The organism is Variovorax sp. UC74_104 (assembly GCF_044055375.1).
In the GTDB taxonomy this organism is placed as follows: Bacteria; Pseudomonadota; Gammaproteobacteria; order Burkholderiales; family Burkholderiaceae_C; genus Variovorax.
In genome coordinates, this window is sequence record NZ_CP171978.1 from 3,288,865 (window position 1) to 3,302,204 (window position 13,340).

15 protein-coding genes and 1 pseudogene are annotated in these 13,340 nt (G+C 67.4%); 10 read left to right on the forward strand and 6 right to left on the reverse strand.

The genetic code is table 11. The features are described from left to right. Positions 1–5 precede the first annotated feature (5 nt). Entirely contained in the window at positions 6–362 is a 357-nt protein-coding gene (locus tag ACHMXA_RS15315; protein WP_176667506.1) for a DUF2845 domain-containing protein, read from the reverse strand. Positions 363–602: 240 nt separating this feature from the next. Here ACHMXA_RS15315 and ACHMXA_RS15320 point away from each other — a divergent pair, with 240 nt between their 5' ends. From ACHMXA_RS15320 to ACHMXA_RS15330, 3 genes are all read left to right on the forward strand, one after another. Beyond that, on the forward strand, positions 603–1,073 hold the full coding sequence (locus ACHMXA_RS15320) for a plastocyanin/azurin family copper-binding protein (protein ID WP_176667507.1): 471 nt from the start codon (positions 603–605) through the stop codon (positions 1,071–1,073). A gap of 75 nt (positions 1,074–1,148) precedes the next feature. After that, positions 1,149–1,985: an APH(3'') family aminoglycoside O-phosphotransferase gene (locus ACHMXA_RS15325; protein WP_176667612.1), complete on the forward strand. Its 837-nt coding sequence runs from the start codon at positions 1,149–1,151 to the stop codon at positions 1,983–1,985. A gap of 244 nt (positions 1,986–2,229) precedes the next feature. Then, positions 2,230–2,610, forward strand: a complete 381-nt coding sequence (locus ACHMXA_RS15330; RefSeq protein WP_176667508.1) for a helicase SNF2 — start codon at positions 2,230–2,232, stop codon at positions 2,608–2,610. A gap of 135 nt (positions 2,611–2,745) precedes the next feature. On the opposite strand, the gene ACHMXA_RS15335 is transcribed toward ACHMXA_RS15330, so the two are convergent. From ACHMXA_RS15335 to ACHMXA_RS15345, 3 genes are all read right to left on the reverse strand, one after another. Continuing rightward, the gene (locus ACHMXA_RS15335; protein WP_176667509.1) at positions 2,746–3,135 is read right to left on the reverse strand and encodes a DUF427 domain-containing protein; all 390 of its coding nucleotides are present in this window, start codon (positions 3,133–3,135) and stop codon (positions 2,746–2,748) included. Between the two features lie 135 nt (positions 3,136–3,270). After that, positions 3,271–3,738 carry an FMN-dependent NADH-azoreductase gene (locus ACHMXA_RS15340; protein ID WP_256099160.1) on the reverse strand — a complete coding sequence of 156 codons (468 nt, stop codon included), beginning with the start codon at positions 3,736–3,738 and terminating at the stop codon, positions 3,271–3,273. A gap of 151 nt (positions 3,739–3,889) precedes the next feature. Beyond that, complete coding sequence (locus ACHMXA_RS15345) at positions 3,890–4,207, reverse strand: multidrug efflux SMR transporter (RefSeq protein ID WP_176667510.1); 318 nt, start codon at positions 4,205–4,207, stop codon at positions 3,890–3,892. A gap of 94 nt (positions 4,208–4,301) precedes the next feature. Between ACHMXA_RS15345 and ACHMXA_RS15350 the strand changes: the two genes are divergently transcribed. The 3 genes from ACHMXA_RS15350 (at position 4,302) to ACHMXA_RS15360 (ending at position 6,527) form a co-directional block, all read left to right on the forward strand. After that, positions 4,302–4,709 carry a helix-turn-helix domain-containing protein gene (locus ACHMXA_RS15350; RefSeq protein ID WP_218088415.1) on the forward strand — a complete coding sequence of 136 codons (408 nt, stop codon included), beginning with the start codon at positions 4,302–4,304 and terminating at the stop codon, positions 4,707–4,709. A gap of 2 nt (positions 4,710–4,711) precedes the next feature. Then, positions 4,712–5,701: a tripartite tricarboxylate transporter substrate binding protein gene (locus tag ACHMXA_RS15355; RefSeq protein ID WP_176667614.1), complete on the forward strand. Its 990-nt coding sequence runs from the start codon at positions 4,712–4,714 to the stop codon at positions 5,699–5,701. An 82-nt stretch (positions 5,702–5,783) separates the two neighbouring features. Further along, on the forward strand, positions 5,784–6,527 hold the full coding sequence (locus ACHMXA_RS15360; protein WP_176667511.1) for an FABP family protein: 744 nt from the start codon (positions 5,784–5,786) through the stop codon (positions 6,525–6,527). A gap of 76 nt (positions 6,528–6,603) precedes the next feature. Here the strand turns inward: ACHMXA_RS15360 and ACHMXA_RS15365 are convergent, their stop codons facing one another. Then, positions 6,604–7,521, reverse strand: a complete 918-nt coding sequence (locus ACHMXA_RS15365) for a LysR family transcriptional regulator (RefSeq protein WP_176667512.1) — start codon at positions 7,519–7,521, stop codon at positions 6,604–6,606. Between the two features lie 91 nt (positions 7,522–7,612). Here ACHMXA_RS15365 and ACHMXA_RS15370 point away from each other — a divergent pair, with 91 nt between their 5' ends. The 4 genes and pseudogenes from ACHMXA_RS15370 to ACHMXA_RS15385 all read left to right on the forward strand — a co-directional run bounded on the left by ACHMXA_RS15370 (position 7,613) and on the right by ACHMXA_RS15385 (position 12,550). Next, positions 7,613–9,004: an acyclic terpene utilization AtuA family protein gene (locus ACHMXA_RS15370; RefSeq protein WP_395315739.1), complete on the forward strand. Its 1,392-nt coding sequence runs from the start codon at positions 7,613–7,615 to the stop codon at positions 9,002–9,004. Next, on the forward strand, positions 9,001–9,366 hold the full coding sequence (locus ACHMXA_RS15375) for a hypothetical protein (protein WP_395315740.1): 366 nt from the start codon (positions 9,001–9,003) through the stop codon (positions 9,364–9,366). Before ACHMXA_RS15370 ends, ACHMXA_RS15375 begins: the two co-directional genes overlap by 4 nt. Before the next feature lie 47 nt (positions 9,367–9,413). After that, positions 9,414–10,379 carry a Bug family tripartite tricarboxylate transporter substrate binding protein gene (locus ACHMXA_RS15380; RefSeq protein WP_395315741.1) on the forward strand — a complete coding sequence of 322 codons (966 nt, stop codon included), beginning with the start codon at positions 9,414–9,416 and terminating at the stop codon, positions 10,377–10,379. A 73-nt stretch (positions 10,380–10,452) separates the two neighbouring features. Next, positions 10,453–12,550: pseudogene (locus ACHMXA_RS15385) on the forward strand (alpha/beta hydrolase domain-containing protein). A 6-nt stretch (positions 12,551–12,556) separates the two neighbouring features. Here the strand turns inward: ACHMXA_RS15385 and ACHMXA_RS15390 are convergent. Then, the gene (locus ACHMXA_RS15390; RefSeq protein WP_395315742.1) at positions 12,557–13,336 is read right to left on the reverse strand and encodes an NAD(P)H-dependent oxidoreductase; all 780 of its coding nucleotides are present in this window, start codon (positions 13,334–13,336) and stop codon (positions 12,557–12,559) included. Between the last annotated feature and the right edge of the window lie 4 nt (positions 13,337–13,340).

Sequence of the window (13,340 nt, forward strand, 5' to 3'; positions counted from 1 at the left end):
GGCTGCTATCGCATCCGTTCGCCGTCGCGCACCGATTCGACGGCGCCGTTGTAGAACCTCACGATGCCCAGGAAGTTGCCCTGGCCCCGGTGGTACACCCAGTCTTCCATCGGCACGCAAGCCTGCGTCACCACCTGCTGCGCCGGGCCGCCGGGGTAGGGCGAAAGCACCCATGCCACCTGCGGGCGGGGCACGCAGACGAATTCCTTGGACATCGGCTCGCCGCATTTCTGCACCACCGAGAACTTGGAGTCGCCCACGCCGGAGAGCGTGCCGCCGCAGCTCAGCGACTGGGCCGATGCGCTGCCGGCGGGCATGAGGACGACAAGACAGAAGAGGGCGCTTGCGGCGAATGTGCGCATGGTGTCGATGGGTTCCTTTTGCAGGCTGGGACCACGGCGGGCCTCGATAGTTTCGCTTGCCTTCATCACGACCTCGGGCCGCTCCAGGCAAGGGCCGAAGCGGCGGGCGCCATCTTGCGGGCGTGCCTGCGGATTACGCCCTTGTAATCGGCGTGAAAGGCGATGGCCGGGTGGGCTTTCCAGAATTCTCGTCTTCATTCGCCTCTTCATTCACCTCTTCACCTCAAGGAGCATCGCCTCATGAAACACGCATTCCTCGCCACCTCCGCCTGCGCAGCGCTGCTCGCCGTGCTTGCCACCGGCGCATCGGCCTCGGGTACGCACGACGACGCGATCGGCAAGCCCGGCGTGGCCGCCAAGGCAACCCGCACGGTCGAGGTCGACATGACGGACGGCATGCGCTTCACGCCGGCCGACATCAGCGTCAAGCAGGGCGAGACCGTGCGCTTCGTGGTCAGGAACTCGGGCAAGCTGAAGCATGAACTGGTGCTGGGCACGGCGCAGGAACTGAAGTCGCACTATGCCGCGATGATGAAGAACCCCGAGATGGAGCATGCCGAACCGAACATGGTGACGCTGGCGCAGGGCAAGACGGGCGAAGTCGTCTGGCAGTTCACGAAGGCCGGCAAGGTCGATTTCGGTTGCCTGCAGCCCGGGCACTACGACGCGGGCATGAAGGGCGTGGTGAACGTGGCGCAGGCTGGTCGATAGATGGGGGCATTGGGCGCGTGGCGGGAGGGATTGGATAAATTCACTCGAGCAACGCAACAACCAGTGCCCAATCGCATGCATCCCTCGACCCCAGGCCTCCCGGAACCCCGGCGCCTTCTTCCTGCCCTGCCAGCCGGCATCGAATGGCTTCCCGTGAATCTCGGCGAGTCTGGAGACAGCGTCTATCGCCGCAGCGACGGCGCGGCCTTCGCCAAGGTGTCCCCTGGAAGCGCCGGCGGCGTGGAGTCGCTGGCCGGCGAGCGGCTTCGCACCGAATGGCTCGCGCCTTTCGAGCTGGGGTCCGCGAAGGTGCTCGACTGGTGTGCATCGCAGGAAGGGGCATGCCTGGTGACGAGCGTTGTTCCCGGGGTGCCCGCCAGCGAACTGCCCGCCGAGAAACTGCTGCAGGCGTGGCCTTCGATGGTGCAGCGGCTGAGGCTGCTGCACGAGATTCCCGCAGCGGATTGCCCCTTCGCGCGCGCTCTTTCCACGATGTTCGAGCGTGCCTGCGACGTGGTAGCGCGCAATGCGGTCAACAAGGAATTCCTGGACCCGGAACAGCAGGACGTTCCGCCGCCACTGCTCCTCGACGCATTGCGGGTGCAGTTGATTCAACGCCTGGCGCAAGAGGCGCGAGACCGCGTCGTGTGCCACGGCGACGCATGCATGCCCAACTTCATGATCGATCCGCAAACGCTGCGCTGCACCGGGCTGATCGACCTCGGCCGCCTCGGAACGGCCGACCGCTACGTCGATCTTTCGCTCTTTCTTGCCAATGCGCGCGACAGCTGGCGCGGTCCGCACGACGAATTTGCCGCTCGCCAAGGCCTGTTCGACACCCTGGAGATCGGCGAGCCCGATGACGGGCGGCTCGACTTTTACCTGCGCCTGGATCCCCTGACCTGGGGCTGAGGGGCACACCCGCCGAGGCGCTGCGATTGTTTCCATCGCATGAACGCCGCGGTTCTTTTTGCTGCGGGTTTTTACCTATCCGGCGGCTCACAATTCATCCCACAGACCAGCCGCCGACAACAAGCAAGCCAGTCTGGATGAACAGGCCCCGAGCGAGGTGGCCGCCCCCGAAAGGGACGGTGCCCCACCCAAGACCGGTTCGAAAACATCCCGTATGCAAAGAACTGAACTGAAGGAAATCCAAATGACCGCCTCCAAGCTCCTCTCCGCCATCTCCATCGCCCTGCTGGCTGCTGCCGGTGCCGCCCATGCCGAAAGCTATGACGGCGTGCATCAGCTCAGCTCGGCCGCGAGCCGTGCCGACGTTGCCAGCCAGGCCGTGGTCGCCGCCCGCAGCGGCAACCCGTACGCTGACGGCGCCAACCAAGGTCCCGTGCAACTGATCGTTTCCACCACCAGCCGCGCCGCCGTTCGCGCCGAAGCCGTGGCCGCTGCCCACAGCGAGAACCCGTATGCCGAAGGCGTGACCTCGCGCGTTGCACCGGTTCTCGCCAGCGGCCTGGATCGCTCCACGGTGCGCGCAGCTGCCCGTGCCGCCGCACGCGGCGACTCGCTGCCGCTGTGATCGCCGGGTGCGTGGTGCCACGCTGGTGAAATAGCGCGAAAGCAAAAGCAAAAAGCCGGTCCCCGTGTAAGCGGGGACCGGCTTTTTGCTTTTGTACGTTGATTGCGTCGATGTATGAGGCGCGTGTCGAAGTGCTCAGTAGACGCGCTCTTCGATCGGACCCACGCGATCGGGATAGAAGGCCACGTAGTCCTTGAGCTGCGAGACCGGGTCGTACGGCGACTCGTAGGTCCATACGGCATTCACCGAGCGTTCGCCGCCGGCCGGGATGCTGTAGTAGTTGCACTCGCCCTTGTATGGGCAGTAGGTCGCGTGCGCGGTGCGTTCCAGCAGCGACATCTTCACGTCCTTGCGAGGAAAGTAGTGCACGGTGCCGAAGTGTGCTTCGCGTACCGTCAGGGCCTCACGGGTATCGGCAATGACGCAACCGTCGACCGACACCACCACGCGCAGCGGGTTGGGTGTGATGGTGATCGGGTGTTCCGGGCCGGGGGTCTTGATGGTGCGCTCTGCTGTAGCGAACATGGAAAGCTCCTTAGTCCTCAGGTCGGATCGGGTGACACAGGAATCGGGGGATGCGGATATTGCCCCTACCGCGTGTCGATTTGAAGTCCCCCGAAAATCAGCCCATTCGCAACGTGGTTAAAGGCACGGAGCCCATCAGAAGCCCTCTGCAAGCCTTTCGGCTTCATTTCGTGCCCTTGCGAGGGCGGCTGCCACGGCCTCGGGTGATGCGAGCGTTGGCGCCGCCGTTATCTCGACAAGGTCATCGATTCCGAGGAAACCTAGCCAGGTGCGCATATACGGTTTCTGGAAATCCTTATCGTGCGACGGCAGCCCCACCGGATAGTCGCCGGCACTCGAATAAATGAGCGCGGCGCGCTTGCCCTGCAGCAGGCCGCTATAGCCTTCCCCCGGCGTCCAGAGCCAGTTTTCGCCCGGCAAGGTAACGATATCGATGTAGTGCTTCAGTATGTAAGGAATGCCGAAGTTCCACATCGGCAGGCTGAAGACGTATTTGTCGGCAGCATTGAAGGCGCGCGAGAGTCGCACGGCGCCCTGCCAGCGGCGCTTCTGTTCCTCGGTGGCGTTGGTGGCTCGCAGCACCGCGAACTTGGCCTCGATCATCGTGGCGTCGAAGGCGGGCAGGCCTCCGGGTGGTGTGCACGGTGTTGCTGAAGGAAGTAACGCGCCGTATCCGTAGAGCGCGAACGTTCGCCCGAAGGCGATGCCTCGATGTGCAGGATGCGTGTGGTCACGATTCTGTTTCCTTTGCGCATCAGCCGTTGACGAGGCGCAGGCCCACGGTGCCACCGATCACCATGGCGATGCATGCCAGCCGTGCAGCCGAGAGCGATTCGCCGAAGAACAGCACGCCCATCAGCACCACGCCCACCGAGCCGATGCCGGTCCAGATCGCGTAGGCAGGCCCCAGCGGCAGGTAGCGCAGCGCCCGCGCCAGCAGGTAGATGCTGAGCAGCGCGGTCAGCACGCCCACCACCGACGGAACGAGCCGCGACCAGTCCTCCGATTGCTTGAGCGCGGCGGCCATCGCGATCTCGACCAGCCCGGCGGACAGCAGAAATATCCAACCCATGAAAAAACTCCTTCGTTGTCGTTCGTTGCGGAAAAGAGGAACCCGATAATTCCGGCCCAGGCACCAACCGACAAGTACGCACCTTCTGGTAACCATGGGAAATTCAAAGACGCCGTCGAAGAAGACCTCGGATGTGGCAGAGGCCGAAGCAGCCCCCGCCGACGTGTGGAGCGCCGACTGCCCCTCGCGCCGCGTGCTGGAGCTCATCGCCAACAAGTGGGCACTGCTGCTCATTCCGCTGTTGCGCGGCAAGCCGCAGCGCAACAACGAGCTGCTGCGCAAGGTGGGCGGCATTTCGCAGAAGATGCTCACGCAGACTCTGCGCGACCTGGAGCTCAACGGGCTCGTGCTGCGCGAAGACCACCAGACCGTGCCGCCGCACGTCGAGTACAGGCTCAGCCCCCTGGGCCTGTCGCTGAGCAGGACGCTGATCGCGGTCGACCGATGGGCCGAGGCCAATCATGCGCAGATCGATGCGGCGCGAGAGGAGGCCAGAAAGTGAAGATGAAGAACCCGCTGGCGACCCTTGCAGTCTTCCTTGCAGCCGGCCTGCTCGCCGCAGGCGCATGGGCACAGCAGCAGCAGCAACAGGCGTGGCCATCGAAGCCGGTGCGCGTGATCGTGCCCGCGCCGGCCGGCAGCTCGCTCGACCTGATCGCCCGCACGCTCGCGGACCGCCTGCGCGTGATATGGAAGCAGCCCGTGGTGATCGAGACCAAGGCCGGCGCCGGCGGCCTGATCGGCATGGACGCGGTCGCCAAGGCGCCGCATGACGGCTACACGCTGGGCATAGGCTTCAACGGCCCGATCGCGTTCGGACCCTACATGTATGCACGCATGCCCTACGAGCCTTCGCGCGACCTGGTGCCGGTGGTGCTCACCACCTCGCAGCCCAACGTGCTTGCGGTGCGGGCCGACAACCCGGCGAACACGCTGCCCGAGTTCGTCGAATGGGCGAAGAAGCGGGGCAACAGGTTCAGCTATGCGTCGGTGGGCGCGGGCAGTTCGTCGCATCTCACGATGGAACTGTTCCGCAGCGTGGCGCACATCGAGGCGGTGCACGTGCCGTATTCGGGCTCGCCGCCCGCCGGGCTCTCGCTCGCGGCGGGCGATACGCAGGCGCTGTTCGCCGTGGCGCCCGCGCTGCTGCCGCTGATCCAGGGGCAGCGGGTGAAGCTCATCGCCGTCACCAGCGCGAAGCGCTCCGAGCTCATGAAGGAACTGCCGACCGTGGCCGAGGCGGGCTATCCCGGATTCGAGTCGCTGGCCTGGAACGGCTTCTTCACCGCCGCCGGCACGCCGCCCGAAGTGGTGCAGCGCATCAACGCCGACGTCAACGCCGTGCTGCAGGAGCCGGTGGTGCGCGAATTGCTTGCCAACCAGGGTCTGGTGGCGGGCGGCGGTTCGCCCGAGGAGTTCAGGGCCTTCATCGACGCCGAAGGGCGCAAGTGGGGCGCGATCATCGCGAAGGTCGGCATCCGGCTCGACCAGTGAGCGGCAGGCGAGTCAGGGAAGCAGAAGGTTGATGAGCGACACTCCTGCCCCATACAGCAAGCCCCATCGAGGAGAGAAGAACATGGAACAGCAGCAACCCGCGACGCAATTCCCGCGCGACATCTACACAGAGCCGGAACCCGATCCGAACACGCTCGCCAACCTGGGGCCGCTCACCGCGCTGGCCGGCATCTGGACCGGCTCGGCCGGCCACGACGTGAGCCCGAAGGAGGACGGCCCCGAGGCCGAAGCCTACATCGAGCACGCGGAGTTCCAGCCCATCGATGCGCAGACCAACGGCCCGCAGATCTTCTACGGCCTGCGCTACCACTTGCGCATCGTCAAGCCCGACGACGTGGAGACCTTCCATGACCAGGTCGGCTACTGGCTCTGGGAGCCCTCCACCGGCGCGTTGATCCAGACGCTCACCATTCCGCGCGGCCTTACCGCCATGGCCACCGGCCGCGCGAAGGCCGACGACCGCAGCTTCAGGCTCGAGGCCGTGCGCGGCGGCGAAACCAACGGCATCGTGGCCAACCCGTTCCTGGAGCATGCATTCAAGACGCTGCGCTACAGCATCGAGGTGACGGTGCACGACGACGGCAGTTGGTCGTACGAGCTCGAGACGGTGCTCGAAGTGCTCGGAAAGCCCGAGCCCTTCAGCCATACCGACCGCAACACGATGCGCAAGATCGGCGAGCCCACGCCGAACCCGACCGCGCGTGCCGCGATGGAAGCGCAGGCAGAGGCGGCGGTGGAGTCGGTGGTGGAAGCGGCAGTGGGAGCCGTGGCGGCGACGGGCAAGGCGGGCACCGAAGCGGCCTGAGCTGTTGCCGGCATCCGGCGGCAAGCCCGAAGGGCACGGCGCGAGCGGATGGCGGGTCGGGGCGGTGGGCCGGCCCTCAGTCCAGTCGCAGCGCCCCGAGCCGCTCGACGATGAGGTCGTGCAGCGTCTGCGCCGCCACCGACAGGCTGCCTTCGCGCCGCTGCACCACGTAGAGCGTGCGCGTGAGCGAGGGCAAGGGCAGCGGGCGCGTTACCAGTGTTTCGCGCTGAAAGTGGAACAGCGTGAGCGCGGGCACCACGCTAATGCCCAGGCCGGCTTCTACCAGCCCCATCACCGTGGCCAGGTGCTCCACCTCGAACACCGAGTTCAGCCGCTGCGGATGCAGGGCAGCGTCGAGTGCCTGCCGCACGCTGCTGTTGCGTGCCATCTGAATGAACGGGTAGGGCGCGATCTTCTTCACCGTCAGGCGCGGCTCGCTCGCGAGCGGATGGTCGGCGCGGCACACGAGATGGAAGCGGTCGGTGCAGAGCTTGCGCGCGCGCAGGTCGCCGTCTGCAGTGCCGCCCGCGCCCGATGCCGCGAGCGCGAAGTCGGCCTGGCCGTTGCGCACGAGCGCGATGCAGGCGTCCGACAGCGCATCGTCCAGGTCGATGCGGATGCCCGGCCACGCCTGCATGAACTCGGCGAACACCGAAGGCAGCCAGCCGGCCGCGAGCGAGGGCAGGGCGGCCACACGCACACGGCCCTTGCGGCGCTCCACGTGATCGGCAAGGTCGTCCATGGCGCTGCCCATGTCGTCGAGCAGCCGGCGCGCCGAACTCTCGAACAGCCTGCCCTCAGGCGTGAGCTGTACGCTGCGCGTGTCGCGGTCGAACAGGCGGGTGCCGACGGCATCTTCCAGCGTGCGGATCAGCGCGCTGAAGGCGGGCTGCGAGAGATGGCTGCCCTGCGCCGCGCGCGTGAAGTTGCGGTGCTCGGCCAGCGCGAGAAAGGCGCGCAGCTGGCGCGTGGAGAGGTCGGGCGTCTTTCTCATCTTCTTGTCTCTCTTCTTATTTGAAAAGCGGATCAATCGATCCGGATTTTCGATTTTACGGATGACCCCGCGCTGCCTACAGTGCACGCCGATGAATCCGAATGTTCCGCCCACGCTGTTGATCGGTTGCGCCGCCGGCTTCTCGGGCGACCGCACCGACGCTGCCGGGCCGGTGGTCGACACGCTGATCGCGCGCCTTGCCAGCGGCCCCGCCGGGCAGCGCGCCTTCCTGATCTTCGAGACGCTGGCCGAGCGCACGCTCGCGCTGGCGCAGCTGCGCCGCCGCGACAACCCCGAGGCCGGCTACGAGCCGCTGCTCGACCCCATGCTGAGGCCCGTGCTCGCGCGCTGCCTGGCGCACGGCATCCGCATCGTCAGCAACTTCGGCGCTGCCAATCCGCGCGCCGCCGCCCGGCACATCGCCCGCATGGCGCGCGAACTGGGCGCGAGCGCGCCGCGCATCGCGGTGGTGGAGGGCGACGACCTGTCGGGGCCCGAGCACCGCGCGATGCTGCAGGAAGCACTGGGCGCGCAGATGGAAGGCCTGCGCGTGGTGAGCGCCAATGCCTACATCGGCGCCGAGCCCATCGCGGCGGCGCTCGATGCGGGTGCGCAGATCGTGGTGTGCGGCCGCGTGGCCGATCCGTCGCTCACGGTCGGCCCGGCCATGTCGCACTTCGGCTGGCGCGCCGACGACTGGGACCGGCTGGGCCGCGCGACCATGGCGGGCCACCTGCTCGAATGCGGCGCGCAGGTGTGCGGCGGCTATTTCGCCGACCCGGGCTACAAGGACGTGCCCGGCCTGGAGTCGGTCGGCTTTCCCATCGCCGAGATCGACGCCGAAGGCCGCTGCACCATCGGCAAGGCCGACGGCACCGGTGGCCTCGTGAGCGAGGCGACGGTGAAGGAACAGCTGCTCTACGAGGTGCACGACCCGGCCGCCTACCTGACGCCCGACGTGGTCGCCGACATCTCCGAAGCCGAGGTGCAGGCGCTGGACGGTGCCGACCGGGTGGCGCTTTCCGGCGTTCGCGGCCATGCGCGGCCGGATCGCTACAAGGTCAACGTGTGCCATGAAGGCGGCTGGCTGGCCGAGGGCGAGATTTCCTATGCCGGCCCGCGCGCCGAGGCGCGGGCGCGGCTCGCAGCGGATGTGCTGAGAAAGCGGCTCGACGGCCTCGCGCTTCGCGTGGACCTGATCGGCGCGCTGAGCATCTTCGGCGACGACGCCGGCCGCGCGCTGGCGGACACGCCCGATGCCGGCCTGCGCGACGTGCGCCTGCGCGTCGCGGCCTCGCACACGCAGCGTGCGCAGGCCGAGCGGCTGGCACGCGAAGTGATGGCGCTCTACACCTGCGGCCCGGCGGGCGGCGGCGGCGTGCGCACCGTGCTCACGCCCAGGCTCAACACGCTGTCGTGCCTGCTGCCGCGCGAGGCGATACCAGTGCGCTTCGAATTGATTCCGCAGGAGGAACTTGCATGAACGGTATGGCAGACACCATCGAAGTGCCCCTGTACCGCGCCGCCCACGGCCGCACCGGCGACAAGGGCGACCGTTCCAACATCAGCGTCATCGCCTGGCACGCGCAGCTTTATCCCGTGCTGGTCGAGCAGCTCACGCTGGAACGCGTGGCGGCGCAGTTTCACCATCGCGCGCCCTCGCAGGTGCAGCGCTTCCTGCTGCCGAAGCTCGGCGCGATGAACTTCGTGCTCGACGCGGTGCTCGACGGCGGCGTCAACGATGCGCTGAACCTCGACGCGCACGGCAAGGCGCTTTCCTTCCTGCTGCTCGACATGCCGGTGCGCGTGCCGCGCGAGCTGGTGCCGCTGCTGGCCGGGCCGTAGCCGCAATCCTTTTTCCCTTACCAAGCATTCCATACGGAGACAAGACAATGAAACGATTCCCCCTCACCTTGCTGACCGCCGCGCTGGCCGTGGTGCCATTGCTGGCGCAGGCGCAGGCCTTTCCCGAGAAGCCGATCACCTTCGTCGTGCCCTTCGCGGCCGGCACGGCCACCGACCAGATCGCGCGTGCGCTCGGCACCCAGATCACCGCCGAGACCAAGCAGGCCGTGGTCATCGACAACAAGGCGGGCGCCAGCGGCTTCATCGCCTCGCAGAACGTGGCCAAGGCACCGGCCGACGGCTACACGGTGCTCATCACCACCAACACCACGCATGCGGCCAACGAGCACCTGTTCAAGAAGCTGCCCTACGACCCGGTGAAGGACTTCTCGCCCGTGGCCGCGCTCGGCAAGGGCGGGCAGATCATGGTGGTGAACCCCACCTTCCCCGCGAAGAGCGTGGCCGAGTTCATTGCGCTGGCGAAGAAGGAGCCGGGCAAGTACAGCTTCGGCAGCGGCAGTTCGTCGAGCCGCATGGCGGGCGAGCTGCTGCAGCAGATGGCCGACATCAAGCTGCTGCACGTGCCCTACAAGAGCAACACGCTCGCCGTGACCGACCTGCTGGGCGGGCAGATCAACATGATGATCACCGACACCGCCACCGGCCTGCCGCAGGTCAAGGCCGGCAAGCTGCGCGCGCTGGGCTTCTCCAGCTCCACGCGATCGGCGCTCGCGCCCGACGTGCCCACCATCGCCGAGGCGGGCGTGAAGGGCTACGAGATGGGCTACTGGTTCGCGGCCTACGCGCCCGCGAAAACGCCGCCGGCCGTGGTCAAGCGGCTCAACGAGCTGCTGGTGAAGGCCGCGAAGAGCGAAGCCGCGAAGACCGCCTTCTACGAGCCGACCGGCACCGAGGTGTTCACCAGCTCGCCCGAGGAACTGGCGAAGTTCCAGGCCGGCGAGTCGCAGAAATGGGGCCGCATCGTGAAGGCGGCCGGCATCGAGGCCGAGTGACCTGACGGCCCGCACGCCGTAGCGGGGATCGGCGCCGCACGCAGACAAAGACACACAACGAAGGAGACAAACCATGAAACGCTGGAGCCTCAGGGCTGCCACGGTGGCTTCGGCCGCCCTTTTTCTTCTGAGCGCCTGCGGCGGAAGCGGCGGCGGAGGAGGGGGCGGGCTGATCCTGCCGCCGCCTTCCACCGGAACCCCGTCGACGCCTCCGCCTGCCGCGGCCGCCGCCCCGAAGTACAAGCTCGCGATCACTGCAACCGAAGACGTGCCGGGCACCTTCGGCAGCGTCGGCGCCTACGAGAAGATCACCGGCACCTTCACCGGCGAGGTCGATCCGAAGGACGCCCGCAACGCGATCATCCAGGACCTGCAGATCGCGCCGCTCAACGCCAACGGCAAGGTCGAGTACACCTCCGACTTCGTGCTCTTCAAGCCCAAGGACATGAGCAAGGCCAGCGGCGTGCTGCGCTATGACGCGCCGAACCGCGGCAACATCGTGAACCTCGATCCGTACTTCGCCTCGCGCGGCTACGTGTTCCTCACGGCCGCGTGGCAGGGCGACGTGCCGGCCGCAGCCGGGAAGCTCACGCTGAAGGTGCCGGTCGCGAAGAATGCCGACGGCAGCAGCATCACCGGCACCTACCGTGCCGAGCTGTTGCCCACCGCGGCCACCAACGATTCGCTGCCGTTGCCCGGCGGTCCGTTCAACGCCGCGATGCAGGCCTACGCCACCGCCAGCCTCGACAACACGAAGCCCGGCTACGTGCTCACTCGCCGCATCAACGAGGGCGACGCGCGCCAGCTCATTCCGGCGAGCGATTGGAAGTTCGCGAAGTGCAGCGCCGCCACGCCGTTCCCCCGGCACGCCCGACGAGACGAGCGTGTGCCTGAAGGACAAGAGGGACCCGGCCTATCTGTACGAGCTGGTCTACGTCGCGAAGGATCCGAAGGTCATGGGCCTGGGCCTCGCGGCGCTGCGCGACATGATCACCTTCTTCCATCGCGATGCCAGCGACTCGGTCGGCACGGCCAACCCGGTGGCGGCCGCGATCAGGAACACGATCGCATCGGGTGTCTCGCAGTGCGGCAACTTCATGAAGACCTTCGTGCACCTCGGCTTCAACGAGGACCGTGCGCGGCAGAAGGTGTTCGACGGCGTGTTCGCGCAGATCGCGGCGCGGCAGACCAACATCAACATGCGCTTCGCCATTCCGGGCGGCGGCGGCGGCGTGCGTGCCGACCACACCGCCTTCGGACAGGCGGGCACGCGCGGGCTCTCGAAGGACTACGTGGACGACGTGGCGCAGCGCCGCGGCGGCATCCTGTCGCGCTGCGAGGCGAGCGGCACCTGCCCCAAGCTCTTCATCGGCTTCAGCGGCACCGAGTTCTACGTGCTGCAGGGCTCGCCGCTGCTGACAGACGCCTGGGGCACGACCGACCTCGTGCAGCCCGCCAATGCCCGCGTCTACTACTACGCGAGCACGCACCATCTGCTGGGCCTCGCGTCGCTGCCGGGCTTCAGCGCCGGCGCGCTCTATGCGACCAACGGCAATGCCGGCGTGATCCCGGTGGTGCGCGCGCTGTACCAGAACCTGGAAGACTGGGTCGTCGAGGGCACGACGCCGCCCGACAGCCAGGTGCCGAAGATCGCCGACGCCACGCTGGTGCGGCCGCAGCAGGTCAAGTTCCCTTCGATTCCTGGCGTGAGCTACACCGGCCTGGTCAACAACTACTCGCTGCTCGACTGGGGCCCGAACTACCGTCCGCAGGACGAGAGCGGCATCGCCACGCAGGTGCCGCCGGCCTACCTGGGCCGCGACTACGCGATCCTGGTGCCGCAGGTGGACGCCGACGGCAACGACGTCGCCGGCATCCGCAGCCTCGACGTGGCCGTGCCGCTGGGCACGAACACCGGCTGGAACTACACGAGCGTGCCGGGCCGCATCGACCAGGCGGGCCTCTTCGGCTCGTACTTCCCGTTCGCGAAGACGGCCGCGCTGCGCGGCGCCGATCCGCGCCCCTCGCTGCAGGAGCGCTACACCGACCAGGCCGGCTACGTGGCGGCGGTGACCGCAGCCGCCAACGACCTGGTGGCGAAGCGCTTCATGCTGCGCGTGGATGCCGACGCGGCCATAGCCAACGCAGTGGCGAACCCGGTGCTGCCCTGAGCCTGCTCAGTTCGCGGTGTGCACCGCGAAACCCGTCTTGCCCGGCGCGATGTGCTCGCGCAGGGTGAGGGCGGGGATCTCGTAGTCGCCCCCGTTCTGGCGGCGGAAGGGAATCGGCTCGGTGCTGAAGAGCGTGTCGAGCCGTTCGCCCAGCTCCTGCGTGATGCGCGCGTACGCGGCCTCGTCGATCTTGTGGGTGCGATACACGACGTAGGGCGGCAGCACGTCGAAGCCGGGGTAGTAGAGGATGCCGTGGTGGATCGGGAAGAGCAGGTATTCCATCGGCCCGTTGACGCCGCGCGGCGCGTAGTGCGAGGCCCAGCCGCCGGCCGTCACCACGAGCATGGCGCGCTTGCCCGCCATGACGCCTTCGCCGAAGCGGTCGCCCCAGTGCCGGTCTGAATGCTCGCCCACGCCGTAGGCGAAGCCATGGGCGTAGATGCGCTCGATCCAGCCCTTGAGGATGGCGGGCATCGAGTACCACCAGAGCGGGAACTGCAGGATCACCGCGTCGGCCCAGAGCAGCTTCTCCTGCTCGGCGGCGATGTCGGCTGTCTGCGTGCCGGCCTCGAAGGCCTGTTGGGAATCCAGGACCGGGTCGAAACGCGCGGCGGTGTCGCGCGCCGGGAAGTCGTCGGCATCGAGCGTGGGCTTCCAGCGCATGGCGTAGAGGTCGGACACGCGCACGCTGTGGCCGTTGGCCGTGAGGCGATCGAGCATGAAGCGGTGCAGCGAGCCGTTGAGCGAGGCGGGTTCGGGATGGGCAAGGACCAGTAGGACGTTCATGATT

Coding starts and splice junctions, on each gene's coding strand:
- ACHMXA_RS15315 (WP_176667506.1), bottom strand. CDS start 362: ATGCGCACATTCGCCGCAAGCGCCCTCTTCTGTCTTGTCGTCCTCATG.
- ACHMXA_RS15320 (WP_176667507.1), top strand. CDS start 603: ATGAAACACGCATTCCTCGCCACCTCCGCCTGCGCAGCGCTGCTCGCC.
- ACHMXA_RS15325 (WP_176667612.1), top strand. CDS start 1,149: ATGCATCCCTCGACCCCAGGCCTCCCGGAACCCCGGCGCCTTCTTCCT.
- ACHMXA_RS15330 (WP_176667508.1), top strand. CDS start 2,230: ATGACCGCCTCCAAGCTCCTCTCCGCCATCTCCATCGCCCTGCTGGCT.
- ACHMXA_RS15335 (WP_176667509.1), bottom strand. CDS start 3,135: ATGTTCGCTACAGCAGAGCGCACCATCAAGACCCCCGGCCCGGAACAC.
- ACHMXA_RS15340 (WP_256099160.1), bottom strand. CDS start 3,738: ATGATCGAGGCCAAGTTCGCGGTGCTGCGAGCCACCAACGCCACCGAG.
- ACHMXA_RS15345 (WP_176667510.1), bottom strand. CDS start 4,207: ATGGGTTGGATATTTCTGCTGTCCGCCGGGCTGGTCGAGATCGCGATG.
- ACHMXA_RS15350 (WP_218088415.1), top strand. CDS start 4,302: ATGGGAAATTCAAAGACGCCGTCGAAGAAGACCTCGGATGTGGCAGAG.
- ACHMXA_RS15355 (WP_176667614.1), top strand. CDS start 4,712: ATGAAGAACCCGCTGGCGACCCTTGCAGTCTTCCTTGCAGCCGGCCTG.
- ACHMXA_RS15360 (WP_176667511.1), top strand. CDS start 5,784: ATGGAACAGCAGCAACCCGCGACGCAATTCCCGCGCGACATCTACACA.
- ACHMXA_RS15365 (WP_176667512.1), bottom strand. CDS start 7,521: ATGAGAAAGACGCCCGACCTCTCCACGCGCCAGCTGCGCGCCTTTCTC.
- ACHMXA_RS15370 (WP_395315739.1), top strand. CDS start 7,613: ATGAATCCGAATGTTCCGCCCACGCTGTTGATCGGTTGCGCCGCCGGC.
- ACHMXA_RS15375 (WP_395315740.1), top strand. CDS start 9,001: ATGAACGGTATGGCAGACACCATCGAAGTGCCCCTGTACCGCGCCGCC.
- ACHMXA_RS15380 (WP_395315741.1), top strand. CDS start 9,414: ATGAAACGATTCCCCCTCACCTTGCTGACCGCCGCGCTGGCCGTGGTG.
- ACHMXA_RS15390 (WP_395315742.1), bottom strand. CDS start 13,336: ATGAACGTCCTACTGGTCCTTGCCCATCCCGAACCCGCCTCGCTCAAC.